27 protein-coding genes and 1 rRNA gene are annotated in these 25,943 nt (G+C 64.7%); 15 read left to right on the top strand and 13 right to left on the bottom strand.

The window, feature by feature from the left end; translation table 11 throughout:
- Positions 1 to 69, top strand: a 5S ribosomal RNA gene (rrf, locus tag FVP60_RS13380); the annotation flags it as partial.
- Positions 70 to 231: 162 nt separating this feature from the next.
- Here the strand turns inward: rrf and FVP60_RS12870 are convergent.
- Positions 232 to 648 (bottom strand): SRPBCC family protein, encoded by a 417-nt coding sequence (locus FVP60_RS12870; protein WP_147826697.1) that lies wholly within the window; start codon positions 646 to 648, stop codon positions 232 to 234.
- Positions 649 to 692: 44 nt separating this feature from the next.
- Positions 693 to 1,115 (bottom strand): hypothetical protein, encoded by a 423-nt coding sequence (locus tag FVP60_RS12865; RefSeq protein ID WP_147826696.1) that lies wholly within the window; start codon positions 1,113 to 1,115, stop codon positions 693 to 695.
- A 101-nt stretch (positions 1,116 to 1,216) separates the two neighbouring features.
- On the opposite strand from FVP60_RS12865, the gene FVP60_RS12860 reads away from it, so the two are divergent.
- A complete protein-coding gene (locus FVP60_RS12860; RefSeq protein WP_147826695.1) occupies positions 1,217 to 1,855 on the top strand; it encodes a copper resistance CopC family protein in 639 nt (212 codons plus the stop codon).
- 301 nt (positions 1,856 to 2,156) lie between these two features.
- On the opposite strand, the gene FVP60_RS12855 is transcribed toward FVP60_RS12860, so the two are convergent.
- The 4 genes from FVP60_RS12855 to FVP60_RS12840 form a co-directional block, all read right to left on the bottom strand.
- On the bottom strand, positions 2,157 to 2,498 hold the full coding sequence (locus FVP60_RS12855) for a DUF6804 family protein (protein WP_147826694.1): 342 nt from the start codon (positions 2,496 to 2,498) through the stop codon (positions 2,157 to 2,159).
- 24 nt (positions 2,499 to 2,522) lie between these two features.
- Entirely contained in the window at positions 2,523 to 2,942 is a 420-nt protein-coding gene (locus FVP60_RS12850) for a nuclear transport factor 2 family protein (RefSeq protein WP_147826693.1), read from the bottom strand.
- Positions 2,943 to 3,097: 155 nt separating this feature from the next.
- Entirely contained in the window at positions 3,098 to 3,532 is a 435-nt protein-coding gene (locus tag FVP60_RS12845) for a nuclear transport factor 2 family protein (RefSeq protein ID WP_147826692.1), read from the bottom strand.
- A gap of 218 nt (positions 3,533 to 3,750) precedes the next feature.
- On the bottom strand, positions 3,751 to 4,665 hold the full coding sequence (locus tag FVP60_RS12840; RefSeq protein WP_147826691.1) for a hypothetical protein: 915 nt from the start codon (positions 4,663 to 4,665) through the stop codon (positions 3,751 to 3,753).
- Positions 4,666 to 4,736: 71 nt separating this feature from the next.
- Between FVP60_RS12840 and FVP60_RS12835 the strand changes: the two genes are divergently transcribed.
- Positions 4,737 to 5,657, top strand: a complete 921-nt coding sequence (locus FVP60_RS12835) for an aldo/keto reductase (RefSeq protein WP_147826690.1) — start codon at positions 4,737 to 4,739, stop codon at positions 5,655 to 5,657.
- A 35-nt stretch (positions 5,658 to 5,692) separates the two neighbouring features.
- On the opposite strand, the gene FVP60_RS12830 is transcribed toward FVP60_RS12835, so the two are convergent.
- Both FVP60_RS12830 and FVP60_RS12825 read right to left on the bottom strand, forming a co-directional pair.
- On the bottom strand, positions 5,693 to 6,109 hold the full coding sequence (locus tag FVP60_RS12830) for a rhodanese-like domain-containing protein (protein ID WP_147826689.1): 417 nt from the start codon (positions 6,107 to 6,109) through the stop codon (positions 5,693 to 5,695).
- Between the two features lie 26 nt (positions 6,110 to 6,135).
- Positions 6,136 to 8,805: a hypothetical protein gene (locus FVP60_RS12825; protein ID WP_147826688.1), complete on the bottom strand. Its 2,670-nt coding sequence runs from the start codon at positions 8,803 to 8,805 to the stop codon at positions 6,136 to 6,138.
- A 170-nt stretch (positions 8,806 to 8,975) separates the two neighbouring features.
- Here FVP60_RS12825 and FVP60_RS13295 point away from each other — a divergent pair, with 170 nt between their 5' ends.
- The 7 genes from FVP60_RS13295 to FVP60_RS12790 all read left to right on the top strand — a co-directional run bounded on the left by FVP60_RS13295 (position 8,976) and on the right by FVP60_RS12790 (position 14,660).
- Positions 8,976 to 9,851: a DsbA family protein gene (locus FVP60_RS13295; protein WP_147826687.1), complete on the top strand. Its 876-nt coding sequence runs from the start codon at positions 8,976 to 8,978 to the stop codon at positions 9,849 to 9,851.
- The gene (locus tag FVP60_RS12815) at positions 9,851 to 10,708 is read left to right on the top strand and encodes a cytochrome c biogenesis CcdA family protein (protein WP_147826686.1); all 858 of its coding nucleotides are present in this window, start codon (positions 9,851 to 9,853) and stop codon (positions 10,706 to 10,708) included. The genes FVP60_RS13295 and FVP60_RS12815 overlap by 1 nt, the downstream gene beginning before the upstream one ends.
- A gap of 67 nt (positions 10,709 to 10,775) precedes the next feature.
- On the top strand, positions 10,776 to 12,494 hold the full coding sequence (locus tag FVP60_RS12810) for a radical SAM protein (protein WP_246132618.1): 1,719 nt from the start codon (positions 10,776 to 10,778) through the stop codon (positions 12,492 to 12,494).
- The gene (locus FVP60_RS12805) at positions 12,487 to 12,801 is read left to right on the top strand and encodes a hypothetical protein (protein ID WP_147826684.1); all 315 of its coding nucleotides are present in this window, start codon (positions 12,487 to 12,489) and stop codon (positions 12,799 to 12,801) included. The genes FVP60_RS12810 and FVP60_RS12805 overlap by 8 nt, the downstream gene beginning before the upstream one ends.
- A 1-nt stretch (position 12,802) precedes the next feature.
- Positions 12,803 to 13,621 carry a prolipoprotein diacylglyceryl transferase gene (locus tag FVP60_RS12800; RefSeq protein ID WP_147826683.1) on the top strand — a complete coding sequence of 273 codons (819 nt, stop codon included), beginning with the start codon at positions 12,803 to 12,805 and terminating at the stop codon, positions 13,619 to 13,621.
- 51 nt (positions 13,622 to 13,672) lie between these two features.
- Positions 13,673 to 14,251: a hypothetical protein gene (locus FVP60_RS12795; RefSeq protein ID WP_147826682.1), complete on the top strand. Its 579-nt coding sequence runs from the start codon at positions 13,673 to 13,675 to the stop codon at positions 14,249 to 14,251.
- A gap of 199 nt (positions 14,252 to 14,450) precedes the next feature.
- Positions 14,451 to 14,660 (top strand): cold-shock protein, encoded by a 210-nt coding sequence (locus FVP60_RS12790; protein ID WP_147826681.1) that lies wholly within the window; start codon positions 14,451 to 14,453, stop codon positions 14,658 to 14,660.
- Here the strand turns inward: FVP60_RS12790 and FVP60_RS12785 are convergent.
- From FVP60_RS12785 to FVP60_RS12770, 4 genes are read right to left on the bottom strand one after another with little or no spacing between them, the layout of a single operon-like run.
- The gene (locus FVP60_RS12785) at positions 14,657 to 15,898 is read right to left on the bottom strand and encodes a hypothetical protein (protein ID WP_147826680.1); all 1,242 of its coding nucleotides are present in this window, start codon (positions 15,896 to 15,898) and stop codon (positions 14,657 to 14,659) included. The two genes, FVP60_RS12790 and FVP60_RS12785, sit on opposite strands and share 4 nt — an antisense overlap.
- Before the next feature lie 2 nt (positions 15,899 to 15,900).
- The gene (locus tag FVP60_RS12780) at positions 15,901 to 16,572 is read right to left on the bottom strand and encodes an HAD hydrolase-like protein (protein ID WP_147826679.1); all 672 of its coding nucleotides are present in this window, start codon (positions 16,570 to 16,572) and stop codon (positions 15,901 to 15,903) included.
- A 46-nt stretch (positions 16,573 to 16,618) separates the two neighbouring features.
- Positions 16,619 to 17,314 (bottom strand): endonuclease NucS, encoded by a 696-nt coding sequence (nucS, locus tag FVP60_RS12775; RefSeq protein WP_147826678.1) that lies wholly within the window; start codon positions 17,312 to 17,314, stop codon positions 16,619 to 16,621.
- Positions 17,315 to 17,339: 25 nt separating this feature from the next.
- A complete protein-coding gene (locus tag FVP60_RS12770; RefSeq protein WP_147826677.1) occupies positions 17,340 to 18,158 on the bottom strand; it encodes a GAP family protein in 819 nt (272 codons plus the stop codon).
- Positions 18,159 to 18,274: 116 nt separating this feature from the next.
- Here FVP60_RS12770 and FVP60_RS12765 point away from each other — a divergent pair, with 116 nt between their 5' ends.
- Both FVP60_RS12765 and FVP60_RS12760 read left to right on the top strand, forming a co-directional pair.
- Positions 18,275 to 19,474 carry a sensor histidine kinase gene (locus FVP60_RS12765; protein ID WP_147826676.1) on the top strand — a complete coding sequence of 400 codons (1,200 nt, stop codon included), beginning with the start codon at positions 18,275 to 18,277 and terminating at the stop codon, positions 19,472 to 19,474.
- Entirely contained in the window at positions 19,471 to 20,103 is a 633-nt protein-coding gene (locus tag FVP60_RS12760) for a response regulator (RefSeq protein ID WP_147826675.1), read from the top strand. Before FVP60_RS12765 ends, FVP60_RS12760 begins: the two co-directional genes overlap by 4 nt.
- A 2-nt stretch (positions 20,104 to 20,105) precedes the next feature.
- Here FVP60_RS12760 and FVP60_RS12755 read toward each other — a convergent pair whose 3' ends face one another.
- A complete protein-coding gene (locus FVP60_RS12755; RefSeq protein ID WP_147826674.1) occupies positions 20,106 to 21,329 on the bottom strand; it encodes an MFS transporter in 1,224 nt (407 codons plus the stop codon).
- Between the two features lie 55 nt (positions 21,330 to 21,384).
- On the opposite strand from FVP60_RS12755, the gene FVP60_RS12750 reads away from it, so the two are divergent.
- Genes FVP60_RS12750 through FVP60_RS12740 form a run of 3 tightly spaced genes read left to right on the top strand, consistent with a single transcriptional unit; the run spans position 21,385 to position 25,942 of the window.
- Positions 21,385 to 22,425, top strand: coding sequence for a LacI family DNA-binding transcriptional regulator (locus FVP60_RS12750; protein WP_147826673.1), 1,041 nt, complete (start codon positions 21,385 to 21,387; stop codon positions 22,423 to 22,425).
- A 53-nt stretch (positions 22,426 to 22,478) separates the two neighbouring features.
- A complete protein-coding gene (locus FVP60_RS12745) occupies positions 22,479 to 25,412 on the top strand; it encodes a Na+/H+ antiporter subunit A (protein WP_147826672.1) in 2,934 nt (977 codons plus the stop codon).
- The gene (locus FVP60_RS12740) at positions 25,409 to 25,942 is read left to right on the top strand and encodes a Na(+)/H(+) antiporter subunit C (protein ID WP_147826671.1); all 534 of its coding nucleotides are present in this window, start codon (positions 25,409 to 25,411) and stop codon (positions 25,940 to 25,942) included. The genes FVP60_RS12745 and FVP60_RS12740 overlap by 4 nt, the downstream gene beginning before the upstream one ends.
- Position 25,943: the final 1 nt, after the last annotated feature.

The raw sequence follows: 25,943 nt of genomic DNA, 5'->3' as shown, positions 1-25,943 counted from the left end.
GAAGCTAAGCCTCTCAGCGCCGATGGTACTGCAGGGGGGACCCTGTGGGAGAGTAGGACACCGCCGGACTCCTTTTAAAGTCAAAATGGCCACCCAACGCTGGGTGGCCATTTTGCATTTACACCCAGAGAGAAGGGCCACCCATTGCGGGTGGCCCTTTTTTGTTGCCTGACGGCAGCGAGCGGCCGGCGTCGCTGCGCGCTGAGCCACACGTAGCCGCTGCGCGCTGAGTCACACGTAGCGCGCGACGAGGCGTTGTAAGCAGTGCTCCCAGCCCTGACGCAGGCTCTCGAGTTCGTCGCTTGCCGCCTCGTGCACGATCTCAACGGACGTGGTTGCGTCATCGGCGTCGGTGAAGGCGATGCGCACGGTGCTGGGCGCGGGGCGCGGAACCACGGGGTCGTCGTCTTCCCATTGCCAACTGAAGTCGAGGCGGTGGGTGTCAATGACGCTCAGGTAGCTGCCATGCACGCCAATGCCGGCGCTCTCGGAGGCGAATCGGTAGGTTCCGCCCTCGCGCACGTCGGCGACGTAGGTGGTGTCAGCAAACGGCCACCACCACTGCGCAAATAAAGACATGTCGACAAAGTCTTGCCAGAGCTCGTCGCGGTGGGCGGCAACGACCACGTGTAGTGCGAGTTCTCCCATGCCTTGAGGGTGTCACATGCGGGCATGCGACGTAACCCCACAAGCTACTCGACGAGGAGGTCTTCGACGGCGAAGTCGGGGTCGAGCTGCACGTAGATGACGAGGTCGGGGTAGTTGTTCTCGGCCGCGTATTCGAGGGTGACGACGCCGTCGGTGAAGACGGTGACACCGGTGAGTTCCATGTCGCCGGCGAGCTTGCGGTAGTCCTCTTCTTCGACGTCGCGCTCGGACTGTTCGAAGGCCGACTCGGTCAGCTCCCGCACGACGTCTTCTTCGATCGATTCGAGCTTTTCGCCGCTGAGCCCATCGAGCGCGTCATCGGCGAGTTCGCGCAGACGCGCCTCGTCGGTGGTGAGGTTGTCGTCTTCATCAACCCAGCGCAACGAAACGCTCTGCCCGGTTGGCAACAGAACCAGCGCCACCGGGTCTTGGTCCTCGTCGAGGTGAAAGTCGGTGATGTCAGCCATGTCGCTCCAATTCATCGGGTACACCGTCAAACGTCATCGGGTACACCGTCAACGCTACACAGCATCGGGTTCTCTCAGGGGGTGCGCGGGATAATGGAACCATGTCTGTTTCGTCGCGTCTTCGCTTGGTTTTGGTGGGTACAGCCGTTGCGCTGCTGGCAACGGTCGGTCTCGCAGCTCCCGCTTCCGCGCACGATGCGCTGGATGGTTCCGACCCGGCGACGGGTGCGAGCGTCGAGGTTGCGCCGACTCAGATCACGCTGACGTTTACCGCCGACCTGATGACTGATGGCGCGGAGGCGCAGGTGTTCGCGAGCGCGGATCCGGTTGCGGCATCGCAGGCTGGTGAAACCGATTGGTCGGCTGGTGCAGCCGTTGTCGACGGCGCGAGCCTCGTGGTTCCGTTGCGCGACGATATGCCGGCGGGCACCTATTCGGTGAACTGGCGCGTCGTCTCCAGCGACGGGCACGCCATCTCGACCTCGTCGGCCGAGATCGTGAGCTTTACGGTGACGCAGGGCGCGGCGGCCACCGAGACGCCGTCCGCAACTCCGAGCGCAACGCCCGCCGCAACTCCCGCGCCGCAAGCCACCGCGTCCGCCGATGCAACGGCTGAGCCCACCGGCGCCACTGACGAGATGCCGGGCCTGTCACCGATGGTGATTTGGGCGCTCGTGATCGGTGGCGTGATCCTTCTTGCGCTGCTCGCTGTCATCGTGCGTCTGACGCGCAAGCCGTAATACGCGCACATACACGCCGCAATGCGCGGGATGCGTGTTGACACTGCCGCGTGCGTTCCGTAACTTGAGAGAGCGGAACCATGTGAGCCTTGGCCCACGCGGAGTCGCCGCTCCTTCATGGTGACGTCAGTCACGGTGAAGGGCGAGGGGGAGCAGTTTCTGCATTCGTGCGCGTGATAGCACGATGTGCTGAAGCCCCTGAGCCTGGAGCACGAGGCCCAGCAGGGGAAACTGCACTTGATCACGATCCCCCCTCACGTCGATGAGGTGCTTCCCCTGCTGGGTCTAGATCAGTGCGGCCTCAGCTTGCGGCAGTCCGCGGCGTCTTGATAAGCACGCCCGCGACCAAGAAGGTGACGGCGGCGATGGGTGCCGCGACAGTGAAGAACGCCTCGCCCAGTTGCAGCGGATATGCGGGATTCCAGATCACCGCGATGGCGGCGAGAATCGGCAACCACCACCACTGCCGGCCCTGAATCGCGTACCAGCCGACGATAACGGCGAAGATCGTGACCACGAAGCGCGTGACCAACGGCCATTCGCCCGAGACCAGCAGCGGCGAGACGAAAAGGTACGCCGCGACGAGCAGGCTCGGCGCGAGAGCATTGCGCTGGTAGGGGGGAAGGTCTGCTGCCGCAGGCATGTCACGTCACTTTCTCACGGACATCTAGCTGGGCGAGTCCATGTACCACTTTCCGTCAATCTTACGCAGTGCAAAGACGCTGGTTTGGCCGTGGAAGATGTCGCCATTGATGTCTTCCAGCTTGATCGTGGCGGTGTCGCCGGTGACCGTTGCTTTGTCGATGGTGACTTCGGTGATGCCCTCGGCCTCCAGCTGGGGGGCGAGCGCCTCGCTCAGAATCGCGATCGATTCAACGCACCCCGCCCAATCCGGGTCGGACGAGGTGACGACCTCGCCTTCGCGCAGGCTCAACCCGCACACCGTTTCGCCGTCACCGGCGATCATGGCGTTCATGAAGGTCTCGGCAGTCTGCGTGACCGCGTCCTCTTCGCTGGTTCCGCTGCAGCCGGCCAAACCCAGCGCTAGGGCGGCGATGGTGCTCACGGTCAGCAGCTTTTTGATCATGATTCCTTGATAACACGCCCGGCTATGTGCGCGCATGGAGTTGCCGGAACCCGGACGGAACCACGGCATGCGGAACCACGGGGCAGCGTACATCGCCGCAGGAACGGCAAAGGGGGGCGGCTTCCGCGTTGGAAGCCGCCCCCCTTTGATAAGAATTAGCCTGCGAACGAGTCCTGGCTGAGGTACCAGTCGCCATCGACCTTGGTCATGGTGAGCGACTCTTCGCCACCGAGTGCTCCAGCACCCTTTGCGGTGACCGTTGCGGTGTCGCCGTCGATCTCGACCTTGGTGACCTCGATCTTCTCGACGCCCGAGTCCTTCATGGCTTCCTTCATGGTGTCGCCGAGGCCCTCGTAGGTCGAAACGCACAGGTCGTACGTCGTCGCGTCGTCCTTCATCGGGGTGGTTGCGTCAACGAGCATGACATCGCACGTTGCCTCGCCGTCGCCCGCGATCAGGCCGTCGAAGAACTGCGTGAAGCGGTCAGCGACCTTTGCTTCCTCGCCGCCACCAACGCCGCCGCCCGAGCAGGCTGCAAGGCTCAACGAGAGAGCTGCGACTGCACCCAGTGCCATCAGTTTGCGCTTCATAATATTCTCCTGGTGTAAGTGGAACCTCTTATCCAGGGGTGTGCGCACGGCGCACAAGTCTGTTCCCCTCAAATCGCGAGCGTCCCGCCTCGCGACATCCTTCTCATTCTATGGTGCGAGGGCGACAACGCCATATCGTGCGCCTGACCTCTCGGTGAACACTCCGCTTCGGTAACAACGCCGCCAAAAGTGAACGGCGCGGGCGGAACGAGGGGGCGTTATGCGCCGATGGCGGTGCGCCAGTGCGAGAGAAGGCGGGCGCCGGCCTCATCGTGAATGAGGTCGTCGACGGTGAGCACGGGGTAGGGGCGCTCCAGCATGCCGTCGGCTGGGCGCACGTCGACGTGCGCGACGCTCATTCCAGCGCCGTGCACGTAGTCGGCCATCTTGTAGTCGCTGCGCGAGTCGCCAACGCTTCGCCACGAGGCGGGCAGATCGCCGAGCGCAGCGAAGTACTCGATCGCGCGCTCGGCGCCGCGGTCTTTGTCGAGCAGTACCGACTCGATATCGGTGGAGATGATCGTAGGATCCACGCGATACGGTGCCGCCCCCGCCGCATCGGGGTGTGACTGCTCGCCATAGGTGAGCCCAATGCCGAGGTCGGCGAGAAGTTCGAACGCCTCCTGCTGAAAGGCCCGCTGGCGCGCGTGGTACTCGGCGGCGGTGACATCGGTGCGCTGCTCGACGGAAATCATCGCGCGCTTCGTCTCGTCAAAGAACATGGTGTCGTCGAAGCGCGCGGCAACGAGCTCACGCACCGCGCCGATCGCCTCGGGGCTGAACGCCACCGATTCGTCCACCACCGTCTCGCTCATGCCGTCGGCGTCGATCCGCGCCCATGCGCCGCCCTTTTCAAATACGCCAAACATGCGCGCCCCCGGCATCCGAAGCGCTTCACCGAGCCCCGCGGCCCAGAGCGGGGCAATCACCTGCTCGGCAATAAAGGCGTCTGAGCGCCCCGTGATGAAGGCGATCGGAACCCCGGCTGCGGTGAGCGCGACCAGGTCGTCAACAATGCTGGGGATCGCGATGGAGCGCGTGATGGGGCTCGCGATCGGCCCATCGACGTCAAGCAAGAAGCCGATTTCGGGTGTCGAACCGGCCGCCGCAGATGTCGAATGAATGCGTTCCATGACGCCAGCCTACGCGCCGGGCCCGATGCATTGGTTCCGCCTCTAAGCTCGAAGAAACGGAAGGAAGACGCATGACTACTCTCGATGTTGGCCCCCTGATTCTCGGCGGAAACGTGTTCGGCTGGACGGCCGATCGTGACGACAGCTTTGCAGTTCTCGACGCGTTTGTTGCCGCCGGCGGTCGCGCTATCGACACCGCCGACGTCTACAGCGCGTGGGTTCCTGGACACACCGGTGGCGAGAGCGAGACCATCATCGGCGAGTGGCTGGCTGCCCGTCCGGGCGTGCGCGAGCAGATCGTCATCGGCACGAAAGTCTTTCAGCACCCCGAGCGCGCGGGCCTCGCCCCCGCCAATCTTCGCGCGGCGCTCGAAGATTCGCTGCGCCGACTGCAAACCGACTTCGTTGACATTTACTACGCTCACCGCGATGACCCCGACGTCGCTCAGCTGGACTACCTGACCGCCTTTGACGAGCTGGTACGCGAAGGCAAGGTGCGCACGATTGGTATCTCGGCGTTCAGCCCCGAGCGCATTGCGTCGGCCGTGAGCACCGCGGCCGGTGCGAATCTCACACCGATCAGCTATTCACAAGACGAGTACAACCTGGTGTCACGAGACATTGAAAACGGCGCTCTGCCCGTGATTGCCGCTGCCGGCATCGCCGAGGTTCCCTATTTCGCGCTCGCAGCCGGCTTCTTGACCGGCAAGTACCGTCCGGGCAAGACGGTGCAGTCTGAGCGACTGAACCGCGTGACTCCTCACCTCGAGAACCCGCGCGATGTGGCTGTGCTCGACGTGCTTGATGGCATTGCCGCAGCTCACCGGGTTCCGGTCGCGGCCGTGAGCTTGGCATGGCTGCGCGCTCAGCCCGTCGTTGCCGCACCGATTGCGTCGGCACGAACCACCGAGCAGTTGGAGGCGCTGGTGGCGTCGTTCTCGCTGCAGCTCACCGACGTCGAGGTGGCAACGCTCACGCAGGCCTCCGCCTAGTCATTTCGTGATGGCGGAACCACATGGTTCCGCCATCAGGTGTGCGTGCGAATGCGGGGGATTCCGGTGAGCGGATCAATGGGGCGATGGTGCGTGCCGTCGGCATTTTCAACCAGGTATCCCTCACGCACCCAGTATTCGAAGCCGCCGATCATTTCACGCACGTGGTAGCCGAGGCGTGCAAATTCCAGCGCACCCTTGGCGCCCGCATTGCAACCGGGGCTCCAGCAATAAACCACAACGTGCGCGTCGGGGGCGATCTCATTCGGTGCACGCCGCGCGATCTCGCTGTAGTGCATGTGCACGGCGCCGGCGACCCGCCCCTGCGCGAAGGCTTCGGCCGAACGCACATCAACTATGACCAGGTTTTCACCCGCCGCGCGGGCGGCGTGAACATCGCTGGGGTCTGTCTCGCATTGCAGCTTGGCTGCAAAGAAACTCGCGCGATCCATCGTGCCTCCGTCGTTCTGGCTGAGGTTCACCAGATGTAGCTGATTTCGATTTCGATCTCGTCACCGTCGAGGCTGAACGTGCCACCAACGGCGAACTCGATCTCCTGCGGTTCGGGATTGGGTTTTGCGGTGGTGGGATTCGCCACGATCGTGATGGTCGCATTGTCTGTCTCAAAACTCAGATCGCTCACGTCGAGCCACGCCAGCTCCGACACCTGCGTTGTCAGTTCGAGCGAGTCGAGATTCTTGTCTCTCACGTCTTCGGGGCAGTCATGCGACATATTCGTCGGAACCTCGGCACACGCGGCGACAAATTCCTTCACCTTCGCGAGAACCTCGTTTTTCGTCTCATCGCTGAGCGACGCCTCTAGATCGACGTAGATCGGCTCTCCCGGAGCGGCGAGGAGCGACGCCTCGTCGCCGGAGAGATACTCGCTGTCGGGATTCAGCGTCACCGGGTAGATCCCCGGATACAACGTGAACGTCGCTGAGTAGCCGAACTCCTGCTCGCTCAGGGTCTGTTCGCTGCCCGCAATCTCGACGTCGGCAGCCCCCGTAGCCCACACTTCGGCATCGAAAACCAGCGGATCATCGATCACCCATGTGCGCAGCAGCCCGAATTCGCTCTCACCCGTCGAGACCGCAATATCGACCTCGTACGATTCGCCGCCCAGCGTGAGCTCGGCCGTCACGACGCCGCTGTCACCATCGACCTCGCTCGTGATGTCGCCGACCGTGAAGTGTTCGACGCCCTCGGCGTTATAAACATCGTTGCGGGTCAGATCGGAGGCATCGCCAGACGACAGCGGAACCATCGCGCTCGCGGCGTCTGCGTCGCCGGCAGCGAGATGGTCGAGGTACTCCTGCACCACGCTCTCCGGGCCACGATTCTCGTTGATCACGGTGAGGGCGATCGCCGCGCCACCCACCAGCACGCCGATGACACCCACCGACACGACGGATGCGATGACCGCGCGCCTTGCCTTTCGAGACATCGGCGCTCGCGGCGGCGGCGGAACGGCCATGGCCGCCGGCGCCGCGTAACTGTAGGGGGCGTGGCCGGGAGCGGAGGGCGCTTGGCCGGGGCCGGAGGGCACTGTCGGGTAGCCGGTTGGCGCTTGCGGGTAGCCATTCTGCGCTGGCGGGAACCCGGTCTGCGCTGGCGGGAACCCGGCCTGCGCTACCGGGTAGCCGATCGGCGGCGGCCCGGGTGGCTGATACCCGCCACCCGCGTACCCGCCGCCCGGGCCGCCACCGGGCGCCATCGGCACGCCGGCAACCCACGCCTGAGCGACGCGCTGGCCAACGAGAAAGGCGAAAAACTTCGGGCTCAGCGTGTACGCAATGCCCGGCATGACCTCGGCGAGTAGCGAAACCGCCAGCGCGAACACCGCGACGATGAGCGAAGTCACGAAGGTCAACCCGATCCATACGTCGCCGCCAACCTTGGTGACCGCATCGCTGACAATGCCACCCAGCGTGACCGAACCCAGTGTGTAGGTAAAGGCGATGCTCAACACCAGCACGCCGAGCGGCAATTGCCAGACGCGGTGCGGCGCGAAGGTCATCACGCGGCCGCGCCTCGCGCCCAGGAACACGCCGAGATACAGCAGCACCAGCATCGTCACCAGAATGAGCAGTATCGCGAAGCCGCCGAGGATGTCCCACGCCATCGCGATGCCGGTGGAGGTCATGCCCGTGCCCGCGAGTTGCCCGAACTGCCCCAGCGCCGCGGTGTACGCCGCCGCGTTGAGCCCGTACGGCAACCACAGCAGGGCGACGAGCGTTCCGTCTTTGATGCTGACGACGATAAACGCGATCAGAACGACGATCGACATCGCGCCGACCAGGATGGTGGCGTACCAGACCGGTTCGCGCACCAGGGCGCTTGCCCCTCCCCACCGGGAGACGCCGCGAAAGCGCATGCGCGCAAAGAATAGTGCCAGCGCTACGGTCAGCCACACCGTGAACAGCACGCCGACGAGCGCGGGCGAAACCAGCAGCACCGTATTGCCGGCTCGACCGAAAATCGCGAGAAACAGGGCGATCAATGCCGCAGGCAGAGCCTCAACGAGCGAGCGCACCAAGACGGCACCAGCGCTACCCGCCGGCCCCGACTCTCGCTGCGCGACGCGACGCGCGACGAGGTAACTCCCCATGCCCATCGCCGCGATGGTTCCGAGGCTTGCGACGCCAACTCCGCCGCTGAGGGCCGCAGCGCCCTCCATCTTGACGCCGCCGCCGAGAACAATGCCGAACCCCAGCAGGAGCTTCTGCACCCAGGGCACACCGCGCGCGATGAAGTCGGTCGCGTCGTCAAGCATCGCCAGCAGACATGCCCCCATGGCAAGACCCACGAGCAGCATGATGGCGACGGCCATCGCAGGTACCTGCCACGAGGTTCCGATTTTTCTGAGCTCCAAGGCCAGTGCGCTGGCCGGTATCGGCTGCGCAAAGCCGGGGTGCGGGGCGTAGCCCGACGGTGTCGGCCCGGCGGGCGAAACCCCCGACTGCGTCGCGAAGCTTGGCGGCAGGGAGGGGGCCGGTGCATGCTCAAAGCCGGCTGCGGCCGTCGTCGTCGGTGGCGCTGGCGGCGTGGGCGGGGGTGGCAGCACCGGCTCGGCGCTGGCCGCGCTCGGAACCACGCGCGGCGGTTGCTCTGGATGCGGCAGGCTCGGATCCGGTGTCGTCGTCATGTTTCCCCCTCGGTGCCGCCCCGTTTCTGAGGGTGAGGCGCACACCTTGCTTCGACCGTAGCGGCAGATGCGGGCTTGGGAAACAGTGAATTTGGCAGGGATTGCGCGCAATCCGGGCATGCGGCGGCATCTCGGGCATGTGCTCAGCCGCGACCGCCTAGCCTGGAGGGGTGACGAACGAAACTCCTGCAGCCCAGCCAGACGCCGCCGATGCCTCAACAGCCGAGGCCGTCGAAAGCGTCAACACCCCGAGCGAGACCGAAACGCTGACTCGCAAGCTTCGTCGTTCGCGCACCCTCAACATCGTTCTCGGTGCGGCTGCAGCCTTTCTTCTCGTCGTCGCGATCGCCCAGCCGCTGTCGCAACAAAACCCCGCGGTGAATGCCGATGCGGGCAAGGGGCCGAGCGCAGGCAGCACCGAGGGTGTAACAGGTGGCGCCACCGACGGTGCCGCCCCTGAGGCTGACCCCAACCGCCCACCTCTTGCCGAGCAGATCGCACGCGCCGACCCCAACGACCCGATGGCGTATGGCGATATTGATGCCCCGCTGACGGTGATCGAATGGACCGACTACCGTTGCCCGTTCTGCGCAAAGTTCACCAACGACACCATGCCGGTGCTGTTGGAGGAGTACGTGGATAAGGGCCTCGTGCGCTACGAGGTGCGCGATGTTTCGTTCTTCGGCGATGACTCAACCGCTGCCGCCGTCGCCGCTCGGGCCGCAGGCAACCAGGGCAAGTTTGCCGAGTACTTTGAGGTGCTCTACGCGGCAGCTCCCCAGTCTGGCCACCCCGATATGCCGCGCGAAAAGCTCATCGCGTTCGCCGAAGAGGCGGGCGTGCCCGATATCGCCCAGTTCACGGCCGACCTTGATGACCCCGCGCTCGCCGAAGCCGTTGCCGCCTCGACGGCAGACGCCCAGCAGCTCGGCGTGACCGCGGTTCCGTTCTTCGTTGTCGGCGGTACCTACTTCTCGGGCGCGCAGCCCATCGAGACGTTCCACAAGGTGTTCACCGAGCAGCTCGAACTCGCCAAGGCGGAGTAGTGGAGCTCGGCTTCGCTGGCGCCTTTATTGGCGGCGTACTGACGCTGCTGAGCCCGTGCTCGGTGCTGCTGCTGCCGGCCTTCTTTTCATACGCCTTCGGTTCGCCTACCCGCATCGCGGGGCGTACTGGCGTTTTCTATCTCGGACTCATCACCACCCTGGTTCCGCTTGGCGTGCTTGCCGGCACCCTTGGCGTCTTCATCAGCACGCATCGCAATGCGTTTGTGCTGTGGGCGTCGATTTTGGTGATTGTTTTTGGTCTGATTCAGGTGGCAGGCATTCGGCTGCCGTTCTTGAGCCGCAGCGCGGCGGGGGAGGGAACCACGACGCTGTCTGTCTACCTCTTGGGCACCGTTTACGGCATCGCCGGGGTGTGCGCCGGGCCCCTGCTAGGGGCCACACTGACGGTCGCGGCGCTCAGTTCGAGCACGCTGTATGGCGGACTCATCATGGCGATCTTCGCGGCTGGCATGACGCTGCCTCTGCTGGTGATCGCCCTGATCTGGACGAGCGTGCCGGCGATTCGCTCGGTGCTGAAGCCGCGGGAGCTCGTGATTGGGCGCTGGCGCAATGCGTGGACCAATATCGTCGGCGGCCTGCTGATGATCGGCATGGGAATTCTGCTGCTGGTGACGCAGGGCACGGCCGGGCTCCCCAGCATTTTGGGTGCAGACGATCAGGCCGCCATTGAAGCGAGCGCGATGCGGGCGACGGCCGGGGTCTCCGATATTGTCGCGATTGTCGTTGCCATCGTGGTGTTGGGTGGCGTTGCGGCGCTTCTCACGTGGCGCACCCGCCGCCTTGCCCAGCGGGGCGCTGCGGCATCGGCCGCGGAGTCTTCACACCCGGGGCGATAATAAAACCTATCCCCAGGCTCGGCGGTGTTCTCTGCCGAGAATGCGGCCGCGCTGGTACCGTGCGGCTATGACGAATTCTTCGCCAGGCCAGCCGCTTCGCGACTATCGCGTGCACCGATATGTGAACGCGTTCTGTCCGGTGTGCCACGAAGAAGAGCCGGATCGATCGCTCGATCAGGTGGCGCGGCTGTCTGGTTGGTTGGCCGTCGAGGGTGACACGGTGTACCTCGAGCGTGGCTGCCAAACGCACGGGTTGATTCGCACCCTCTACGACGAGTCCGCCGAAATCCTGAGCTACCTCGAAGAGTGGACAGCCCCCACCAAGGTGCACGTGCCCGATGTGCGCGGCAACTTCAAGCCGGTGCCGAGCGCCTACCTTGATGGCCTGCCCGAAATGCAGACGCAGCACACCTGCATTCTGCTTGAAGATCTCACCGACCACTGCAACCTGCGCTGCCCCACGTGCTTTGCCGAGTCGGGTCCTGCGGCCTCGGCCGTCGCGCCGCTTGCCGAGGTGCTGGCCTCCGTCGATGCGCGTCTCGCGCGGGAGAACAATCGCATCGACGTGCTCATGCTCTCCGGCGGCGAGCCCACACTGTACCCATGGCTCGAACAGCTCATTGAGCAGTTGGCCGCGCGCCCGGTGGTGCGCATTCTGCTGAACTCCAACGGTCTGCGCATCGCGAACGACGACGAGTTCGTCGCGTTCTTGAAGAAGCACCGCGAACGCGTAGAGATCTACCTGCAGTACGACGGAACCTCGGCTGAGGCTTCGAAGTTTCACCGCGGCGCTGATATCCGCCGTTTCAAAGAGCGCGCGATCGAGCGGCTGAGCGCGGCAGGCGTCTTCATGACGCTCACCATGACCGCCGCGAAGGGCGTCAACGATGGCGAAATCGGTGAGGTCATTCGCGTGGCTCAAGCCACCCCCTACGTGGGAGGCGTCACCGTTCAGCCGGTCTTTGGTTCCGGCCGCAACTCCGGCATTGATGCCAATGATCGCCTGACGCACACGGGTGTGCTCGCGCGGCTGGCACCGCAGACTGACGGTGCCATCACGTCGCGCGACCTCACGGCGCTGCCGTGTTCGCACCCGCACTGTTGTTCTGTCGGTTACTTCTTGAAAGATGACTCCGGCCAGTGGCGGTCGTTGACCTCGCTCATCGGGCACGACAAACTCAAGCAGTTTCTTGACCTTGAGCCCGATCTGATCGCCAATCGCATCGCAGACAGCTCCATCAACGCGTCGATGAAAGAGGCGGTGAAAAACTCGCTGCTTGATCTGTTCAGTGAGCAGTCGAGCCTGTCGCACCCGTCGATGTCATCGATTTGGCGCGATATCTGCGTCAACTGCGATATCGGCATCGGAACCTTGACGGCGTTGGCAACGACGGTGCTGCCTGGGCAACACAAGCGGTTGCGCAAGATGCTGGGCGAGCGCATTCTGCGCATCACCGTCAAGCCCTTTATGGACATCAACACCATGATCGAAGAGCGTCTCACGCAGTGCTGCGTGCACGTCGCGACGGTCAACGACGAGACCGCAGCCCATCAGTGTGCCCCGTTTTGTGCCGTGCAGGCGTGGGCGCCGCTGTCACGGCAACGCATCTCCACTGCGACCGCCCGCAACGCACAGCCGGTTGGTCTTGGCCCGGTAATCAGCGTGCGCGGTGGCGACGCTGATGGCGGTGGTGGCGCTGTGGGTGCTGACGTGGGTGTTGGTGGCGGCCTGGGCGGCGGCGGCCGTGTGACGGTTCCGGATGGTGCGGTGAGCGCACATGACTGAGGCGGGGCACACGCGGCAATACGACGAATCGGTGGGGCTGCCGTTTGACCCGCTGCGGCTGTGCGTGTTCGCGACGATTGCGGCGATCGCCGCGCTCACCGGGCCGATCGCGGTACTGGTGTTCTCGCTGATTGCGATTGGCGGCTATCGCAGAGCGCGCGCGGCTGGCCTGCTTCGCTCGCGCTGCAAGCTGGGCGATACGCGCCTCGTGCTCACCTACTTGATCGCGCTCGCGGTGGTGGCGGCGGTTGCCATTCCGTTTTGGGTGTGGGGCATCGTCACCGTCGTCAGAGGCTGGCTGGGCTGACATGTTCCCCACCACCGACACCCTGCTTGGCTTCGGCCCCGCCATCGACACGCACTCCGCGTTTGTGATGCTGGGGCTCGCCGTGGCGGGCCTGTTGTACTGGTGGGAGTTGCGGCGGCGCAGGGTGAGCGATCCGCGCATGCCCTGGCTTGTGATCGGTGCGCTCGTTGGTGGCAGCATCATGGCTCGCCTCGGAACCTGGGTGCAGCACCTCGATTTCTCGCAGAACCTCCCCTTCACCGAGCACATGATTCGCGGCAACGCGTCGATTCTGAGTGGACTGGTCGGCGCATGGCTCGGGGTTCATGTTGCAAAAAAGATCGTCGGCTATCGCGAACGAACCGGCGACTACTTTGCTCCGGCCGTCTGTGCGGCGCTCATACTGGGGCGCATCGGGTGCTTTCTTACCGAGAATCCGGGTGCGCCGACCGGCGGCGGCTGGGGAGTGGTGCTCACGCCTGAGCAAGCGGAGTACACAGGTTCCGTCGCCGGCGCCAGCCTGCACCCCTCGTTCATCTACGAGATCGCGTTTCACCTCGTGATGTTTGTGCTCCTGTGGTTTTGGCTTCGCCACTCGCGTCTCGCGCCGGGGGAGATGCTTACGGTCTACATCGGCGCGTACGCGGTGTTTCGCTTCTTCGTAGAGTTTGTGCGGGCCAACGAGGTGGCATTTGCCGGCCTCACGCGCCCGCAAATGTTCCTACTCGTGACCATTCCGCTCTTTGCCGCCCGGCTCATTTGGCTTGCCCGTCGGGGGCGCCTACTCGTCGCGCGTGCGCCAAAGAAGAGCGGAACCAATGTTGTGGAGGTTGTTGGATGACGGACGAACACAGCGGCCCTCGCCCGGGTTGCTACGGCTTGGGGGCGCATCATGACATCAGATGAGAAAGAACCGCGGGCGGACGACGAAAACGCGAGCCCCATCGTTCCGCCCCTCCCGCCCGGAATGGGCAGCCCCGCGGGCGCGCCTGGATTCACCGCGCCCGGCTCAGCCCCTGGTTCCGCGCCCGGCTCAGCCCCGGGTTCCGGGCCTGGAGAACCGGCCTCGCCGCAGCCGCCGGGGCCTGCGGGTCATGACCAATATCGCCAGGCTCCCCCGGGTGCTTACGGTTCGCCATCGCCTGGTGGCTACCACCCGTACCGACCCTGGGGCGCCCCGACGCCTCCGGTGGTCGATACCCGCCCCGGCATGTGGTGGGGAATTCTGGCTGGCGTCGTCATCGTGGTGCTCTGCACGTTAATCGTTGGCGGCAGCAGCATTGGCCAGTATCCGACAAGTGCACTGTTTATGGGTATTACTGTTGCGTTCGCGGTTGTGCCGCTGGCAGGCATCGCGACTGTCATCCCGTACCAAACCCGCAAGATTGGTCAGGGTATTTTCATCGTGCTCGGCGCGATGCCGCTGGTCTGGTTTGGAGTGTGCATTCAGGCGCTCTCCGGGCAGCGCTGAGCAGCGTCGTTGACGGTTGGCCGGTGCGTCGCACACGTTCCAGGGCGCCATTGGCCCGTATTTCTGCGAGATTAAGGCAAGGCAACGATTACGTCACCTTCGTCACAATCCATTTTCACCCGGTCGCGAAACCACTAGGTTAGTCACACAATCTCAAGACCAGGCCCGTCAATCGAGGGGCCCTAACGAACGGCAAAGAATGAGCAGCACCACCGGAACCGTCAAGTGGTTCAACTCGGAGAAGGGCTTCGGCTTCATCTCCCCGGACGAGGGCGGCGCTGACGTCTTCGCACACTACTCGGCGATCCAGACGTCCGGCTACCGCACGCTGGAAGACAACCAGCGCGTCGCCTTCGACGTAGCGCAGGGCCCCAAGGGCCTGCAGGCCGAGAACATCACCGTTCTCTAATTAGAAGAACCCGCACCTCGCGCAAACTGCGCGAGAGCCGTGGCATCCTCCGCGTGGCGGATGGCGCGCCGCACGGCGTCTAGCGCCGCGACTGCGTCATCCGCCGCGCGCGATGCCGCCAAGGCATCCGTCGCTTCCGTCAGCCGCACGCGCGCGTCGGCGCTGGATGACTGCATCACCATCGCCTCGGCGTGCGCAATCGCGCGACGGGCCGTCGCGGTGGTTCCGGGCAGGGCGTTGCGTGCGCCCTCAATGCGATCCCGCGCGGTGCGCGCGTTGCCCAACGCAACGTCGAGGCGATCGCGAATGCGTGAGATTTCCGCGATCACCGCTGTTGGCTCGGCGCCGGCGCGAGGCTCAATCGCCTCCACCGCGTTCAGGGCTCGTTCAAGCTCTTCACCCACGCGCTGCGCCGCATTCGCCGGTACGTGCTGTTGCAGCGCAACGCCCTTGGCAATGTCGGCACGAACGCTGGCGAGTTCATGGGCAACCGCGAGGCTCGCGTCAACAACAGCCTTGTGGGCAACGTCTGCGGCCAGCGATGCGGCCTCAGCCGCGCGCAGCGCACGCTCGGCCGCGGCAAGATCGGCCATCACCGAAGCGCCCGGCGTGTGCACATTGCGCTCCGCACGCTGCAATGCGCCGTCGGCCGAGGCGAGGGCATCAGCCAGCGAGCGATTCGCCGACTTCACCGGCTCCCATTCGTCATCGGCAAACCGCGCCGACAGATCGCGCTCCAAGGCGCTCGGGTCCCCAATGCCGGTCGTCAGCGCGGCAAAACGTTCACGCGCGGCGACCACCTCGGTCGGCGCGTCCGCGTTTGCGGTGAGCCACTTTTGGTGTTCGAGCTGGGCAGATTCCAACTTCAGTAGCGCGCGGTTGGCTAGGTCACCGACATGCCGGGCCTCGCGGACGGCACCCGGGTGCGTGTCTTTGCGTTCCAGAGCCAACTGATACCGGGCGAACGCGTCGTCGCGGGCGTTCGCCGCGCGTGCCCTGGCAGCAGCCAGCGTTCGCGGCGCGGTTCCGCCGTACATCGCCCCGGCAAGACCAAGCTCGATGTCGCTCTCTTCGATGGCGGTATCGAGGCGCAGCAGTGCCGTTCCGGTGTTCTGCCAGGTGACCTCTCGTCGAGCGCGCGCTCGCGGCGTACGGCGAAAGCCGCGAATACCCAGCCCGAGCACGACGCACAGCACGCCGGTGGTTCCGAACACAACAACCCAGGGCAGCAGGTCCATCGTTACGCCGTCAGAATGAGGTCTCGAAGCTCTGCCGTGGTGGTTGCGGTGGCGATGGCGCCGTCACCTTCGCCGGGGTAGCTGAAGCCCCACGTGACGTGAATCACCGGAACGCCGCACTCCGCGCCACCCTCAATATCGTGTCGTCGGTCACCGATCAGCACCGGACGAGACGTGTCCACTCCAGCTTCGGCCAGGCGCCGCAGCGCCTCGCGCACAACGTCGGCCTTGCTCACGCGAGTCACGCCGTCATCAGAGCCACCCACCATGGCAACGAAGTCGGGGCTGATGCCGAAGTGCTCGGCAAGCGGAACCACCTGAGCCTCCGGCTTGGAGCTTGCGATCGCCTGCGCAACGCCCGCTGCGGCAACCTCGTTGATCAGTTCGGCGACGCCGGGATAGATGCGGACGCCCGCGGCGAGGTCGTCATAGTCATGCAACGAGCGGTAGAACTCAACCGTGCGCAACGCTTCTTCTGGAGTCAGGTTTGCGTTGTGCTGAAACGACTCCTGCATCGGCGGGCCGATCCATTTGATGAGGTCGTCATGGGTTGGCGCCGGCTTGCCCAGGTGATCAAACGTCACCTGCAGGCGCTGCAAGATGCCCTCCGAGGCGTCGACGATGGTTCCGTCCATGTCCCACAAAATGCAAGACCACTGCGATGCTCCACTCACTCTGCCACCCTACCGGGGGTTGGTTGGCCGGTGACCAGTGTGAAGGCTAGAAAAGCGTTGGTGCTCCGGAGTCGACGCCCTTCATCGCGTCGTAGTCGAGCACGAGGCAGGCGATGCCGCGGTCGGTGGCCAGGGTGCGCGCCTGCGGGGCAAATGCCTGCGCCGCCAGCACGCCGCGCACCGGTGCCAGCACCGGGTCGCGGTTGAGGAGTTCGAGGTAGCGGGTGATTTGCTCGACGGCGTCGATGCCGGCGCGGCGTTTGACCTCGACCGCAATGTGCGTGCCGTCGGCCGCGCGCACCATGTGATCGACCGGGCCGATCGCGGTCATGTATTCGCGACGCACGAGGCTTGCGCCCTCTTCGACCAGTTCAACCTGCTCGGCAAGCAGGCGCTGCAAATCGGCCTCCACACCGTCTTTTTGCAGACCGGGGTCGATGCCGAGGTCGTGGTTGGAGTCGTGCATCATCTCGTAGATGCGCACCGTGAGCGCATCGCCAGACTTCTTGTGCACCACACGCCACCGCTCGATGACGCCCTGCGACTGGTCATCCTCGTCGAGCTCTTCAATGGCGAATGAGCACGGCGGGCTCATCCAATTGAGCGGCTTGTACGAGCCGCCATCGGAGTGCACCAGAAGGGAACCATCACCCTTGTGCATGAGAAGGCGCGTGGCCTCCGGAAGGTGCGCATTGAGGCGACCGGTGTAATCAACGCTGCAGCGGGCAATAACAAGACGCACCTGATGAGCTTACTTTGTCTGCCGCTCAGGTCCGCCCGAAAATCTGCCCGATCGCTTGGAACAACCCGAGTTCAACGGCGGCGGCGCGAAAGATGAGAAACCCGATAATGCCGATGATCCACGCGGTTGTCTCGGCGCCCGAGCGTTGCATCCACGCGGCAATGCGCTCGAGAGGCCCCTGCACGAGCGGGGCTGCCACTACTCGCAAGATGAGCAGTAGGAGGGCAGGCAAGATCATCACGAGGCAGTATCCGGCGAGCGCGGCGACCTTCACGGGTGCGCTGGTTCCGGCATCCGTCAATGCGGTCATCGCCGCGATGTACGGCAACATGGTCGCCACTTCAACGAGGCCGGCGGCAAGTGCGATCGCCATCACGGCGGCGACATTGGTGCCGGGGGCGAGGAGTCGTTCGCGCCAGAGGGTGACACGTCCTGATGGCTGGGGTTCCGCGCGCTCCGGCTCCTGTGCGGTCGGTTTTGCGGACGAGGTCTCGGTTGACGGAGATTCTGCGCGATAGTGCGGGACGGGCTTCTTGGCGGGAATCAGAAACGATGTCGCCAAGAGTGCCGCGCCCAGCACGAGGCGAGTGATGGTTCCGGCGGGCGACGCAAGAAAATCACCGGCGACGTCAGCAACGTTCACCAAGCCCCACAAGAACAGCAGCCCGACGACAAGGTAGAAAGTCGCGATCGTGGCGAGGTACACGACGATGCGGCCCGCCTTCACCCGCCCCGGGCTCAGGAGCAAGAAGGCCGGGAGCAGGAGCGTGCCAACGCTCAGGCTGTCGATGAGCGCGAGCGTAGCCAGCGCGAGAGGTAAGGGGAGCCCGCCGAAAAGATCCATAGCTCCACACTCGCGACATGCGAAGCGGCGCGGATCAGGCGAAAGACCCGTTTTTTGTGCGCCCCTCATCCCTTTGACGGATGCGGCCAGCACGCGGCTCATGGTTGCATGAAGGCATGAGCGAGCAGGCTGAGCCCCGACCTTCCGGCGGCTATCGGCGATACCGGCTGGTAGTTGACGCCGTGGTCGTCGTGGCGGCCAGCGCCCTGCTTGCCGCGCTCGGTTTTGGTGGCAGCTGGCGCTCGTTCTCCGTGGTCTCGGGGGATATCGCGCCGTGGGCGCCCATGCTCACCGCGATTCCGGCGGCGGTATTCATGCTCACCAAACGGCGGGCACCCTGGTTGTCGCTGATCGGCGCCACCATTGTGTTCGCCATCGACCTTCTCACCTTCGGCGGCATCGGCCCGCTGCTGGTTCTGCTCGATGTGCTCTGGCTGGCGGCGTATCAAGCGTCGGCGCGCGGCCGCCGCGGCTTGCTGTGGGGAATCGGTATTGCCTCGGCGGCGCTCGCTGGCTGGGCGATCCTGTTGGGGGAGACCGATCTACCGCTCGCCCTCGTCGTCGGTGCGCAGTTCGGCGTCATCTTCGCCACCGACTACTGGTGGGCGGTCGCGATGGCGCAAGCGAACGAGCTGACCGAGCTTCATCGCCAACGCGCCGACGACGCGGCCGCCGCGGCCGAGCGCGACCGCGCGGCCGCGGTGCGGCATGAGCGCGAAGTGATGGCGCGAGAGCTTCATGACGTGGTGGCCGGGCACGTGCTGGCGATGGCTATTCGGGCCGAGGCTGCGCTGTCGACGCCACCCGATGCTGACGCCGACCGGGCAGCGTTGCGCGCCATTCGTGACGCCGGGATCGACGCGCACGCGGCACTACGATCCATGATTTCGGTGCTGCGCCGCGGCGATGGTGATGCGCTTTCGACTCCCAGCCTCGCCGATCTGCCTGGCATCCTTGCCGACGCTCGGCGCGCGGGTCTTGACGTCGCGTTCACCAGCTCAGCCGTGGTTCCGCCCCCGGCCGTCGCCGTCGAGCAGGCCATCGTGCGCGTGGTGCGAGAGGCGCTAGCGAACTGTGCTCGCCACGCCAATGGCGCAGCCGTCGCCGTCGCACTGGATGACGGCGTCGACGGTGTTCGCGTTCGCGTCGTCTCGCATGGCGGCGCGCCCGCCGTGAGCGGCTACGCCAGCACCGGATGGGGGCTCAGCATGCTGCGGGAGCGCGTCACGGCGCTCGGCGGAGAATTTCGTGCGGGCCCGACCGATCGCGGCTGGGTTGTGGAGGCCATTGTGCCGCGGGAGGTGGTGGCGGCATGACGGAACCATCAGTGCTGGTCGTTGACGATCACGGGGCGATACGCGCGGGGTTGCGCATCATGCTGGAGTCGCACGGGATTGTGGTTGTCGGTGAGGCGGCGGATGGCGACAGTGCGGTGCGAAACGCCGCGGCCCTTCGGCCAGACGTTGTGCTGATGGATTTGCGCATGCCGGGGCGCGATGGCGTCTCGGCGACACGCGAGATCGTGGAGCGAGGCCTCGCTGATGTGTTGGTGTTGACCAGCTTTGATGAGGATGAGTTGGTGCTGGCGGCGATTCGCGCCGGCGCCGTGGGGTTCTTGCTGAAGTCGGTTGAAGCGCGAGCGCTCGTTCAGGCGGTGCGTGCCGTGGCCGCAGGTGACGGCGTGCTTGACGCAAAAGTGACCAGGCGTGCGCTCGCGGCCGTCTCGCCGGGTGAGGGGGTGGCCCCCAGCGCAACGACACACGCCGAGCTGACCGCGCGCGAGCAGCAGGTGCTCGATGGCATTGTGCGCGGATGGTCAAACCGTCAGCTCGCCGAGAACCTCAGCATTTCGCTGCCAACGGTGAAAACCCATGTCTCCAGCGTGCTTGCCAAGCTTGGCGCTCGCAGTCGCTCGCACGCTGCAGCGCTTGCGCGCGGCGACTGAGGTTACTCGACCGACGTGGGCTTGGCCGTGGGCTTGGACTCGCGCGCGGCGGGGGAGGCAAGCCCCGAGATGATCGCGAGCGCCACCAGAATGTAGAGCGTGTTGAGCAGCCCGATGTGTTCGCTGATCAGGCCGAGCAACGGCGGGCCGCACAAGAAGGCAACGTAGCCGATCGTGGCGACGGCGCTAACGCGAGCGGCAGCACGAGCCGGGTCGTCTGCGGCGGCAGACATGCCGAGCGGAAAGCCCAACGAAACGCCGGCGCCCCACAGCACAGCCGCGACGAAGACGAGCTCGACCGATGGCGCCAGAATGAACAGCACCATTCCGGTCGTCGCGCTCAGTGCGAGCACCCGCAGAATGGCTACGCGACCGAAGCGGTCAACCAGCGGGCCGCCAAACAGGCGCACCACCGTCATGCTCACCGAGAATGTCGCCAAGCCCAGCGCCCCCAGCGCCTCCGTGGTTCCGTGGTCTTCAACCATCGCCAACGCGAGCCAGTCGTTGGCGCCACCCTCGGCAAACGACATGCCCAACAACACCAGGCCAATGCCGTAGGTGCGTGGGTCCTTCCAAGCCTCCAGGGTGAGCGCCAGGCGGTCGCGCCACGTGGAGCGACCGGTCGCCTCAGGCGCTTCGACGGCCGAGCGCGGCACGTTTGTGTAGGCCAAAACGGCGGCGACGCAAATGACGGCGGCCATGATGCTGGCGTGCGCTGCGACGCTGAAGTCGAGGCGAATCGCGAGGGCACCCAGCGAGGCGCCGGCGACCGTTCCGAGGCTGAACAGGCCGTGGAACATCGGCAGCAGAGTCTTGCCGGTGTGGTTTTCAATCGCGGCACCCTCGACGTTCATCATGACGTCGGTGGCGCCATTGCCCAGGCCAAACAAGAAGAGTCCGGCCATCACCAGCGGGTAGGCGTGCGCCACATCGGTACCAATGCCGATGACGACGAGGCCGAGCGCAAAGGTCACGATGGTGGTGGGCATGGCGCGGCGGGTGCCGAGGCGCGCGATCAGAAACGACGCGCTGCTCAAGCCGATGAGTGAGCCGACGCCGGAGCCCAGCAAAAGCAGGCCGACCTGAAGATTGTCGATGCCGAGCGCCACCTTGATCGCGGGCACGCGTGCGGCCCACGTTGCGATGCTGAGGCCGCTTGCGAAGAAGATGGCAAAGATGGCGAACTTCCAACGCAGAAGCTGACCTTGAGTTGACACGGTATCCACGCGCCCTACTTTACCGAATCGATTCGATCCGCGATACTGTGAGTTGGGAGGCACGGTGGCAAGCAAGGTAACGATCGCCGACGTGGCGCGTGCGGCGGGAGTCAGCGCGTCAACGGCATCCGTCGTTTTCAGCGGCAAGATCAAGGTTTCTGACGAGACGGCAGCGCGAGTGCGCGCGGCCGCCGCCGACCTGGGTTACCGCGGCCCCGACCCACGCGCCGCCTCGCTGCGCACCGGGCGCAGCGGCATCGTCGGTGTCGTGATGACCGCCTCGCTGCGCACCGCCTTTCTCGATCCAATTGCCATCGCCACCATGGATGGCATTGTCTCCTCGGTGGCCCACCTGGGTGCTGGCATTCTGCTGCTTCGCGACGACGGCCACACGCCCGCCGCCACCGAGGTTCCGCTCGACGCCGCCGTCATTTTCGGGTCTCATCGCGAGTCGAGTGAGCTGGTGAAGAGCCTCTCCGAGCGGGGCATTCCGGTCGTCACCGTTGAGGGCGATCCCACGTGGGGGGTTCCGGTGATTTCGCTCGATAATGCTGACGCGCAGGCGCAGTTGGCGCATCATGTCGCGGGGCTCGGGCACCACGAAGTTGCCGTTGTCTCGTTGCGGTGGAATTCGACGGCGGAACCAGGGTTTCAGTCTGCAAGCGAGGCGCCGACCATCGACTTCACGCGGGAGCGACTGGCCGGGGTGCGAGAAGTTTTTGACAATCCCATTGTTTTTTCTGCGCGCGGATCATCGGTGGACTTCGGTATCGAAGCGGCCAACGCGATCCTCGATCACCATCAGCCGACGGCCATCCTGGCGCAGAGCGACTTGCTTGCCGCCGGCGTTATTCGTGCGGCGATTGAACGCGGCCTTCGTGTGCCTGAAGACCTGTCGGTGACAGGGTTTGACGGGGTGGTGGTTGACGGGCTCGCGCCATACCAACTCACGACTATGCACCAACCGGCATATGACAAGGGTCGTGCCGTTGGCGACGCGTTATCGCGCCTGCTTGATGGCGAGGTTGCGCCCTCGGTTCGCTTCACCTGCACGTTCCGCCCTGGCAATACAACGGCGCCACCGGGCAGATCGCCGGTAAGCTAAAAGAGCCCTGCCCGCCAGTCCGTTAAATCGGCGCGACGAGCGAAGACGAACCCATGCTCACGATTCTCGCGATTTTCGCGGTTGCTCCCCTGGTGATCGTGTGGCTAACGCGCGTCTGGGGTGCGCGGGCCTTTGTGATTGCGGCGCTTCTTCCGCTGGGCGCATTTTTTCATGCCGCCACTCTCGCGCCGCAGGTTCTTGCCGGTGAAGCCATCACCGAGAGCTATGCGTGGATTCCACAGCTCGGCATCAATATCTCGATGCGCATGGACTTTCTGGGGCTGTTGATGACGTTCATCGTGACGGGTGTTGGCGCCCTCGTGATGATCTATTGCGCGTGGTACTTCTACGGCAAGACCAATAACCTGCCGCAGTTCGCAGCCGTCCTGCTCGCCTTCAGCGGCGCCATGTACGGCCTGGTGTTGACCGATGACATCGTCATGCTGGTGATGTTTTGGGAGATCACGAGCATCCTGAGCTATTTGCTCATTGGCTACTACCACACGCGTGCCGCGAGTCGTCGTGCGGCGCTGCAGGCGTTGTTGGTGACCACGCTCGGCGGCCTGGTGATGTTTGTGGGCGTTGTGCTGCTGGTTGTGCAAACCGGAACCTCGTCGCTCAGCACAATCTTGGAGCTCGCACCATCCGGCCCCGTGGTCAGTGCGGCACTGGTGCTCATCATCATCGGCGGCCTGTCGAAGTCGGCCATCTTCCCATTCCACTTCTGGCTTCCCGGCGCCATGGCGGCGCCCACCCCGGTGAGCGCGTACCTGCACGCCGCCGCAATGGTCAAGGCGGGTATCTACCTGTTTGCGCGGTTCGCGCCCACGTTCGCCGAAGACCCGGTGTGGCGCCCCATCATCATTTCGCTCGGTGTTTTCACGATGCTGCTCGGCGGCCTGCAAGCCATTCGTGAGACCGACCTGAAACGTATTTTGGCGTTCGGAACCGTGAGCCAGTTGGGGCTCTTGACCACCGTTTTGGCCATGGGAGTGCAGGCAACCGCGCTTGCGGGCCTCGGGCTTCTGCTCGGGCACGCGCTGTTCAAATCGGCGCTGTTCTTGATCGTTGGCGTGATCGACCGCCAGCTTTCAACGCGTAATATCACCGAGCTCAGCGGCGTCGGCCGGCAGGCGCCGGTGATGGTCGTGTTCTCCACCATCGCGGTGGCCTGCATGGTGGGCCTGCCCCCGACCATCGGATTTGTCGCCAAAGAGGGCGCGCTCACCGGCTTTTTGACCGAGGGTCAGGGCGGCTCGATCTGGGGCTGGGTGGGCTTTATCGGTATCGCCATTGGTTCCGTGCTCACCATGGCGTACGGCTGCCGATTCTTGTGGGGTGCCTTCGCGACGAAGCGCGCGCAGGACGGAACCATCGCAGAGCGCACCGAATGGCCCGATCCGCCGATGGGGTTCTTGGCCGCGCCGATTATTCTCTCGTCGCTCTCCCTTATCGCCGGTCTCGCCGCCGGATGGCTCGACACCGGGTTCCAGCTCTACGCGCGGACCGCACCTCTCACCTCCGTCGGATCTACCGCCCAGCCGCACGTCGCCCACCTCGCGCTGTGGCACGGCTTGGAGCCCGCTCTCTTCGTCTCGGCCGGTGCGCTGTTGGTCGGTCTTGGCCTTTTCTTCCTCACCCGCAACTCGGTGAGCACGAAGCGCCTCCTCGGCTTTACCGCAGCCGATGTGTACAACGCCGTGGTTCGTGGCGTTGACCGCCTTTCGGTGATCACCACCTCCCTCACCCAGCGCGGCTCGCTCCCCATCTATGTCGGCATCGTGTTCATCGTGTTTGTGGGTGCCGAGGCCACGGCCCTGCTGGCCTCGCCCGAATGGCGTATCGACCTGGCCGCCTGGCACAGCCCCACCCAGATCGTGGTGGCGCCGCTCATGATCATCGCGGGCGTGCTCGCCGTTCGGGCTCGTAAGCGCTACACCGGTGTGGTGCTGGTGTCGGTGACCGGCATTGGCATGGTGGTGTTGTTCGCGACCAGTGGCGCGCCGGATCTCGCCCTCACGCAGGTGCTGGTTGAGACGGTAACGCTGGTCGCGTTCGCGCTCGTGTTGCGCCGTATTCCGGCGCGGATGGGGCAACACAACCGCTCGGTTGCCCCGATCGGCCGCGCCATTCTCGCGGCAGCAGCCGGTCTCACCATGGCCGGCATCGCGATTGTGGCGACCGGCGCTCGCATCACCGAGCCCATTTCCACGCAGTTTCCGTCGCTCGCGTATGAGCTGGGTCACGGCAAGAACGTGGTCAACGTTGCCCTCGTTGACCTACGCGGGTGGGACACCATGGGCGAGCTCAGCGTGCTGATTCTGGCCGCGACGGGCGTTGCCTCCCTGGTGTTTGTCACCGACCGCACCGATCTGCTCTCACAAATGCGCGCGGTTCCGAAGACCTCCGGGCGCCGTGCTCGCAGGCGTCCGCTGGTCGAGACCGGCGACGGCGTCGCCGCGCAAACCCTTCACAACCGCAGTAGCCCACGAGCCTGGCTCGTTGGCGGTCAGATGATGAAGGAGGAGTCACGGTCGATCATGCTCGAAGTGATCGTGCGCATTCTCTTCCACACCATCATCGTGGTGTCGATCTACCTGCTCTTTGCCGGTCACAACCTGCCTGGCGGTGGGTTTGCCGGCGGACTAGTCGCGGGCATGGCGCTGGTGATGCGCTATATCGCCGGCGGTCGCCACGAGCTGGGTGCCGCTGCTCCAACCGACGCCGGAATGCTCTTGGGTGCCGGCATGACGATTGCCGTGCTCACCGCAATCGTTCCCATGTTCTTCGGCATGGCGCCGCTGGAGAGCACCTTCTGGGAGGCCGAGGTGCCCGTGCTTGGCCACATCGAATTTGTGACCTCAACGCTCTTCGACATTGGTGTCTACCTGGTGGTGATCGGTCTGGTGCTTGACGTGCTGCGCAGTCTCGGCGCCGAGGTCGATCGCCAAACGCAAGAACGTCGTCAGCGATTGGAGCGCGTATGAACGCTTCAATGACCCTCATCGTGATCATGGCAGTGTTGTTTGCCGCGGGCGTCTACGCCATGATGGAGCGCTCGCTGACCCGCGTGCTCATTGGCTTCCTGCTGCTGGGCAACGCCACCAACCTGTTGCTACTCATCGTGATGGGCGCACCCGGAATCGCCCCGTTTTATGGTTCCGGCGATCCAGAAGAGATGAGTGACCCGCTGCCGCAGGCGCTCACGCTCACCGCCATCGTGATTACCTTCGCCGTCAGCGCGTTCCTGCTTGCCCTGATCTATCGATCGTGGCAATTGGGTGAAGCCGACATCGTTGAAGACGATGAGGTCGACATCGCCGTTCGTGAACGTGGTGCCGAAGAAGACGAGGTCATGGACGACGAGGAGTTCGGCGACGACGACGTCGCCACCGACTTTGTCGGAACCGAGACCTCGCCCATCACCGTCTTGCACACCCGCGACTTTGACGGCATTGACGACAACGCTCCCGTTGATACGCCAAACCCGCCGACCCAGAACGGAGGTGAGCGTTGAT

The organism is Microbacterium mitrae (genome assembly GCF_008017445.1).
Taxonomy (GTDB): domain Bacteria; phylum Actinomycetota; class Actinomycetes; order Actinomycetales; family Microbacteriaceae; genus Microbacterium; species Microbacterium mitrae.
Note: the sequence above shows the minus strand (reverse complement) of the source record. Positions and strands in the feature narration are given on the sequence as shown.